Below are 7,074 nucleotides of genomic sequence, written 5' to 3'. Positions count from 1 at the left end.
GCCAGAGCCAGAGCCAGAGCCAGAGCCAGAGCCAGAGCCAGAGCCAGAGCCAGAGCCAGAGCCAGAGCCAGAGCCAGTCGTGCAGTTGGTTGCAGCCGCTGAACAGCAAAATCTGCTCGGTGATGAGCCTGAGCTGGATTTTGATCAACCTATTACCGCTTTTTGTCCTGAGTTGCAGGCAGCTGAGCTGGATGTTGCTGAGCCTGAATCAGAACCAAAACTGGCAGCAGCTGAACCAGTGCCAGAACCAGCATCAGTGACAGAGCCGGTGGTTGAGTCCCGCGCTGCCAGTGAATCTGACATTGAGTCTGCTCCTGAACCTGAGCCGCTAGCGCCGGAACAGGATGTGACGGAACCAGAGCTGGAAACTGCAGCCAAACGCCCCTATGCCGAGCACACCATCACCAGCGATCCTCTGTTGGATACTATCCCTGCTGATAAAGCTGAAGCGCCGCAAATGGATCTGCTGTCTGCGGCACCGCCAGCGACAAAGGCAGAGCCGGTTAAAACCGAAACAGCCAGCCCTGATCCTGCTAATGTGTTGATCCTGTCAGTAATTGCCAAAGACACCGAACAATTGAATGGCCCGGCGTTACAGAAAGTGATTAAAGCCTGCGGCATGACCTTTGGTGATATGGATATCTATCATCGCCATGAGAATGACAGTGGTCGGGGTCCGTTGCAGTTCAGCATGGCCAATGCTTTGCTGCCGGGCACCTTTGATGACCAAAAGCCAGAAAGCCTGAACACTAAAGCTGTCAGTTTCTTTATGTCGATGGATAACCCAGTGCGTAAAATGGATGCACTGGAATGTATGCTGGCCACTGCAGAAACGGTGGCCAAACACTTGGGTGGTGAAATACTGGATGAAAACCGTTCGGTTATGCGTTCACAAACCCGCGAACACTACCGGCAGCGTATTCGTGATTACGAAATGGAAAAAATGCGCCGTCGCAGTGAGAAACTTGTCTAATTCCCCTGCTGTACTGGATAGCCCCTCGTGACGAGCAAAGATGAAATTGATCAGTTGCGAGCGCAGCTGAACCAGCACAATTACCGTTATTATGTGCTGGATGATCCCAGCGTTCCCGATGCCGAATATGATCGCTTGATGCAACGCCTCAAACAGCTTGAGGCGGAGCATCCCGATCGTATCACTGCCGACTCTCCTACCCAGCGGGTGGGAGCACAGCCATTATCTGCCTTTACTCAGGTAACACATGAAATGCCAATGCTGTCCTTGGATAACGCTTTTGCTGAGACAGACATGGTGGATTTCAATCGGCGTATTCTGAGCCGACTTGATCTGGCTGCAGATACTCAGATCAGTTTTGCCTGCGAACCTAAACTGGATGGTATTGCGGTCAGCTTATTGTATGAAGATGGCTTGCTGGTGCGTGGTGCAACCCGCGGTGATGGTACTACTGGTGAAGATATTACCCAGAATATACGGACCATTCCCAGTGTGCCCTTGAAGCTGATGGGGTCAGGTTATCCGGGACGGCTTGAGGTGCGCGGTGAGGTTTACATGCCGCGTGATGGTTTTGAACGGTTGAATGCTCAGGCGACAGAGCGGGGTCTGAAAACCTTTGTTAACCCACGTAATGCGGCCGCCGGCAGTTTGCGCCAGCTCGATCCGAAGATTACCGCCAGTAGACCCCTGCAGCTGTGCAGTTACAGTGTCGGTGTAGTGGCGCAGGGTGAACTGCCGGATCAACATGATCAGGTGCTCAAACAGCTGGCGGAGTGGGGGTTTAGACTGAATCCATTGCTGGAAGTTGTCAGTGGGGTCGTCGGTTGCCTTGATTACTACCAGCGGGTATTACAGCAACGGGATCAGTTAGCGTACGAGATCGACGGTGTTGTGTTTAAGGTAAATGACCTGGCGTTACAGCAGGCGTTGGGTTTTGTCTCCCGAGCGCCGCGCTGGGCCATCGCGCATAAGTTTCCGGCGCAGGAAGAGCTGACCCAGGTACGCGCGGTGGAATTTCAGGTAGGACGTACGGGTGCGGTGACGCCAGTAGCGAGACTGGAACCGGTGTTTGTCGGTGGTGTTACGGTATCCAATGCCACGCTGCATAACATGGATGAGATCGCTCGATTGGATCTGAGGGTAGGTGATACTGTGGTTATTCGCCGGGCCGGGGATGTAATTCCGCAGGTTGTACAGGTGATTATCGACCGTCGGCCTGATAACGCCAGCAAGGTGACTATTCCTGCGCAGTGTCCAGTCTGTGGTTCTCAGGTAGAGCGGGTGCAGCTGGTTAAACGCAGTAAAGCCGGTGCACGGACTGCGGAGGGGGCTGCGTATCGCTGTGTTGGCCGCCTGTCTTGTAAGGCGCAGCGGCAACAGGCATTGATCCATTTTGCTTCACGTAAGGCGATGGAGATTGATGGTCTGGGCGACAAAATAGTTCAACAACTGGTGGATACCGATCTGGTACGGTCGCCAGCAGATCTGTATCGGCTTACGCCGGACCAGTTACAAGCACTGGACGGCTTTGCCGAGCTGTCGGCGAATAATCTGCATGCGGCGATTCAGGCACGCAAGAGTGTGGCACTATCGCGCCTGATCTATGCGTTGGGTATTCCCGATGTGGGAGAGGAAACCGCCCGCACATTGGCGAATGGTCTGGGTTCGCTTGATCGTGTGCGGCAGGCACTCCCGGACACACTTATCTGGTTACCGGATATCGGGTATGAAGTGGCGACCGAAATTCACAATTTCTTTGCCGATGAACACAATCAGGCTGTGTTGGATGACCTGCTTGGCGAGATGGATCAGATCACGGATGAGGATGGTTTAGCCGCTAGCCTGGCGGCTTCTGTGACTCTGGCTGACCTGCTGCAGCGGATGAATATTGATGGTATCGCTAAAGTTGGTGCCCAGCGTCTGGCAGAACACTTTGAATCGTTAGATAACATTCTGCAGGCCGAAGCGGTTCAGCTGAATCAGGTACCTAAGTTGTCAACCAAGGCTGTAAATGGCCTGCTGCAGGCAATCGCTGATGCAGAATGGGTTGCCCGCGTCACCGCACTTGAATCTCAGTTGCGTGATTTTGGTATGCATTGGCAGTGTCAGCCGGCAGAGCAGGATAGCGCTGATACCCTGCCGCTGTCAGAGCAGACTTGGGTGTTAACCGGCACCTTGGAGAGCATGAGCCGTAATCAAGCTAAAGCTCATCTGCAGGATCTCGGGGCGAAGGTAGCGGGCAGTGTCTCGGCTAAGACGGATTGCGTTGTGGCAGGGCCGGGCGCCGGTTCTAAGTTGGCTCAGGCCACCAAGCTTGGCATTCAGGTGATGAATGAGGCAGACTTCCTTGCATACTTACAACGATATGGAATCACCCCTGCATGAGAGTTTTGCTGCTGACCTCATTGTTACTGACGGCTTGTTCCAGTCAGCCCATTGCCCCGCCAAGTATTTGCGATGAGCTGGACGATAATGATGAGTGGCTGCAACCTCTGCTGCAAACCCGCGCACGCTATGGTACTCCCGTGGCGCTAAGTTTGGCATTGCTGGAACAGCCGCTGTCAGTCACCGATAAGGCCAACGTCAGAGTGCGGACTCCTGACTGGGATGAGTACAGAGTGCGTAGCGAAAACTGGGGAGCTGACATTCGCTCGGTAACCGATGCGGTAGATTTTGTTGGCTGGTTCAGTAAAGAAACGGTAAACCGCAATCAAATTGGCTGGCAGGATTATCGTCAGCATTATCTGGCGCTGCGGCTTGGTCATGGCGGGTTGGTCAGGTTCCAGCCGGATAAGTACCCGGAGTTAGACCGGCAAGCACAGGGTGTTGGGCGCCAGGCGGCTCGCTGGGATAAAGAGCTCTCCAGCTGTGAGGCTGATTGGCACAAAAAGCCTTGGTACAGCCGACTAAAAGTCTGGTAACTATGATTATTCCCTGGCAGGCGGTGACGCCGGAAACATTAGATAATCTGATAGAAGAGTATGTGACCCGTGACGGGACCGACTACGGCGACGAAGAGGTATCGCTGCAACGGCGGGTACAGCAGGTTCGGGCTAAACTGCAGTCAGGCGAGGCTGTATTACTATTCAGCGAAAGTACAGGCCTGTGCAATATAGTGGCGAAAGACAGTTTGACTTGAGGACGCCAGAATGGACCAGCTCGAACAGATAACCGGTTTAATTGCCTTGAGTATGGGGTTGGGCTGGGCCAGTGGTATTAACCTCTATGCCACTGTTCTGATGTTGGGTGTGCTCAGCAATATGGGGCATATTACACTGCCGGAAGAGCTGCAGATTGTGAGTGACCCTCTGGTGCTGATGGCTGCAGGCTTTATGTATTTTGTCGAGTTCTTCGCTGATAAGATCCCCGGCGTTGATACTGGATGGGATGGTCTGCATACCTTTATTCGGATACCGGCCGGTGCTGCCTTGGCAGCCGGGGCAGTTGGTGATCTGAGCCCAGCAGTCGGGTTGGCAGCAGCGCTGGTGGGTGGCTCGTTGGCCGCCGGGTCTCATGCTGCTAAAGCGGGTAGTCGGGTGCTGATCAATACATCTCCGGAACCGGTGAGTAACTGGACCGCTTCCATTAGTGAAGATTTGCTGGTGCTGGGTGGCCTCTGGGCTGCGTTAAATCACCCAATCTGGTTCCTGGCTGGACTATTCCTGTTTGTTCTGTTGCTGATCTGGTTGTTGCCCAAGCTATGGCGCGGCATTAAGCGAGTGTTTCGTTTTATTGCGGGATTGTTTGGGGCCCAAACAGAAGAACCAGAGCTTGAATTCAACAGGCGGGAATCACCGCCGCACTCTTTGCCGCCGAAGTAACCGGTCGACAGCAGAGCTTTTGCTTACACCCAGCGCTCCAGATGAGGTCCGCTGACCAACAAGCGAAGCAGGTCATATCGGCAGATAATGCCCACCACATTGTCACTTCTATCAACAATAGGCATGGCATTGATATTGTGTTCAATAAAGCTGCTGGCGACTTCTCGCACCAGGGTTTCCGGGGTGGCTGCGATGAGTTTGCCGGAGTATAGGTTTTCTATGCTCTCTACGGATGATACGCCAGCTTCCAGAATGTCGTGATTAGAAACTAATCCCAGTGGCTTGCCGCCATCAGCGACCAGCAGGTGGTTAATTTCATGGTCCTGCATGCGCTGCCAGGCAGATTGAACCAGGGTGTAGGGTGCCACAGTAATGACCGGTGATACCATGATATGAGCCGCTGTCAGTTTACGTCGGTCTTCTAGTGTCCCTGCGGACTTGGCTGCAGTATTGATGTAGGCCTGAGATACCGGGTGGCGGTTCTGCTGAGTGGCGGGCTTGTTACCCTGCAGCAGTATCCGATCCTCTTCGGGTGTCTGGTGTTCTTTCTTAGCGCTGCTTTGTGTGGCTTTGGTTTGTTGCGTAGCACTAACCCCGCTGGGAGGAAATAGAGCTTCCTTCGGCGTCTGGATACGGTAACCATGATCGTAAATATAAAGTGCCACGCAGCATCCTTCATTGTGCATTAACAGCGTCTAATACGCAGACAGCAAATGTATCATATAACTGAAATATCGTCAGTTAGCGCAAGTTCTTTATATATATTGGCTTTTTGTTACGGGTCGCTGGTTAAGCTTACATCTACTGCGCTTCAGTTTTTGCCAGGGACTATGGCCATTGCCTGCATACTGCGCGTTGTATCTGCAGGCTTACCAATTCGCTGAGAAGTCATTGGGCTTATTCTCAACTTCCTTAGCAAAAGACAGCCAATACATCTGATAGACAGTTAAATGCGCTTTCTGATCAGATCTTTGATTAAAAAACGACAGGGATTCAGAGCATCTAATAAGGGTTTGGCCAGCGGCAGTGGTTCATTGCAGATCAGGGAAGCCAGATATTCTCCACAAAGTGGGGTTGTAATCAGTCCTTTTGAACCATGCCCACAATTAACATACAGCCCTGGTAGATGGGCGGGTTCTGTTTCGGGAAACTGCCAGTTACGGTCTTTGCGCAGAGGGGCGAAGCGTTGCAGGGTTGCTGATATGTCAGGTGCAGGCCCGACCACGGGCAGGTAATCGGGGGTGCTGCAGCGAAATGAGACTCGTCCTGTAAGTAAGTGTTTACTTTTTACGAAGTCTTCAGCTAACTCCGGCAGTATTTTAGCCAGATTATCCAGATTGGTCTGGTGGGCGCTTGCTGTTACACAGGTGGACTGCTCATGTAGTTCAAACGTTGCGCCAAAACAATACTGGTCCTGATAAGGCGGTGATATATAGCCTTCGCCGCAGACTACCTGCTGCAAGTGTTTATCGGTGACAGAAGCAGGGAGGGTAGACACCTGGCCGCGGATGGGTTTCAGCGGTAGGTGTTGGGTTTGTTCAAGCTGCTTTGTGGCGTCTGCGTGACAAAGGATTACTGTGCCAGAGCGATACTGCTGACCCGACTCAACCTGAAGCTGCCACTCACCGTTATCCTGTTGTAAAGAGACCAGTCTGCTGTTGCCATGCCACTCAATATTGGGATGCTCAAGCAGCGCGCAGCAGAATTCAGCCGGTGAAACCCACCCGGCCAGTTTCATAATCAGGCCATCAGCCGTCACTGGTTGCTGGATAAGATCGGTCAATGCGCTCTGATTGGCACCGCCGACAACGTCAGCTGGGTAAGCATTGTGTAACAGTAAATTGGTTTGGCGCTTTAACTCAGCTGAACTCGTGGCAATTTGCATCACATCGCACTCAGACCAGAAGGTTTGCTCCGGGTCGAGATGCCGTAACAGGTTGAGGCTGTAATGACTGCCGCAGATATGCAGCTCACTCTGTTTGGTCGGTGTTACCGAGAGTTTGGCATAGAGTGCCCCTTGAGGATTACCTGAGCCACCCTGCGCCGGTGCTGATGCTGCATCCAGCACAGTGACCTTGACGCCGCGTTGGGCTAACGCCCAGGCGGTGGTGCACCCAGCCAGACCTGCGCCTGAAACAATCACATGCTTAGTCGGCTTGGGGTAAGGCAGCGCAAACCAGGGGGATGTAGACATTACGACAGAGTTATCCTGTTTATACTGGCCGCCGACCAACCGTTCTCGTTTTTTGTCAAAGGCTTCACGTTTTGTAACCTCAAAAC

The 7,074-nt window shown here is 52.9% G+C and carries 7 protein-coding genes; 5 read left to right on the top strand and 2 right to left on the bottom strand.

The genetic code is table 11. The features are described 5' to 3' along the window. The 5 genes from zipA to ACFVYJ_RS12155 form a co-directional block, all read left to right on the top strand. On the top strand, window positions 1–973 hold a 973-nt coding region (gene zipA, locus ACFVYJ_RS12175; RefSeq protein ID WP_419414781.1), incomplete at its 5' end, for a cell division protein ZipA. Window positions 974–1,000: 27 nt separating this feature from the next. After that, window positions 1,001–3,358, top strand: coding sequence for an NAD-dependent DNA ligase LigA (gene ligA / locus ACFVYJ_RS12170; RefSeq protein WP_419414782.1), 2,358 nt, complete (start codon window positions 1,001–1,003; stop codon window positions 3,356–3,358). Further along, window positions 3,355–3,894, top strand: coding sequence for a transglycosylase SLT domain-containing protein (locus ACFVYJ_RS12165; protein WP_419414783.1), 540 nt, complete (start codon window positions 3,355–3,357; stop codon window positions 3,892–3,894). The genes ligA and ACFVYJ_RS12165 overlap by 4 nt, the downstream gene beginning before the upstream one ends. A 2-nt stretch (window positions 3,895–3,896) precedes the next feature. Continuing rightward, window positions 3,897–4,112 (top strand): YheU family protein, encoded by a 216-nt coding sequence (locus ACFVYJ_RS12160; RefSeq protein ID WP_419414784.1) that lies wholly within the window; start codon window positions 3,897–3,899, stop codon window positions 4,110–4,112. 10 nt (window positions 4,113–4,122) lie between these two features. Next, window positions 4,123–4,794, top strand: coding sequence for a DUF4126 domain-containing protein (locus ACFVYJ_RS12155; protein WP_419414785.1), 672 nt, complete (start codon window positions 4,123–4,125; stop codon window positions 4,792–4,794). 23 nt (window positions 4,795–4,817) lie between these two features. Here the strand turns inward: ACFVYJ_RS12155 and ACFVYJ_RS12150 are convergent, their stop codons facing one another. Continuing rightward, entirely contained in the window at window positions 4,818–5,459 is a 642-nt protein-coding gene (locus ACFVYJ_RS12150) for a CBS domain-containing protein (protein ID WP_419414786.1), read from the bottom strand. 281 nt (window positions 5,460–5,740) lie between these two features. Further along, window positions 5,741–6,988 (bottom strand): FAD-dependent 5-carboxymethylaminomethyl-2-thiouridine(34) oxidoreductase MnmC1, encoded by a 1,248-nt coding sequence (gene mnmC1 / locus ACFVYJ_RS12145; RefSeq protein ID WP_419414787.1) that lies wholly within the window; start codon window positions 6,986–6,988, stop codon window positions 5,741–5,743. Between the last annotated feature and the right edge of the window lie 86 nt (window positions 6,989–7,074).

Origin of the sequence: Pontibacter sp. JAM-7 (assembly GCF_048548695.2) — a bacterium.
GTDB lineage: Bacteria > Pseudomonadota > Gammaproteobacteria > Pseudomonadales > Balneatricaceae > Neptuniibacter.
The sequence above is the reverse complement of the archived record's forward strand: the minus strand, read 5'-3'. Positions and strand labels throughout refer to the sequence as shown.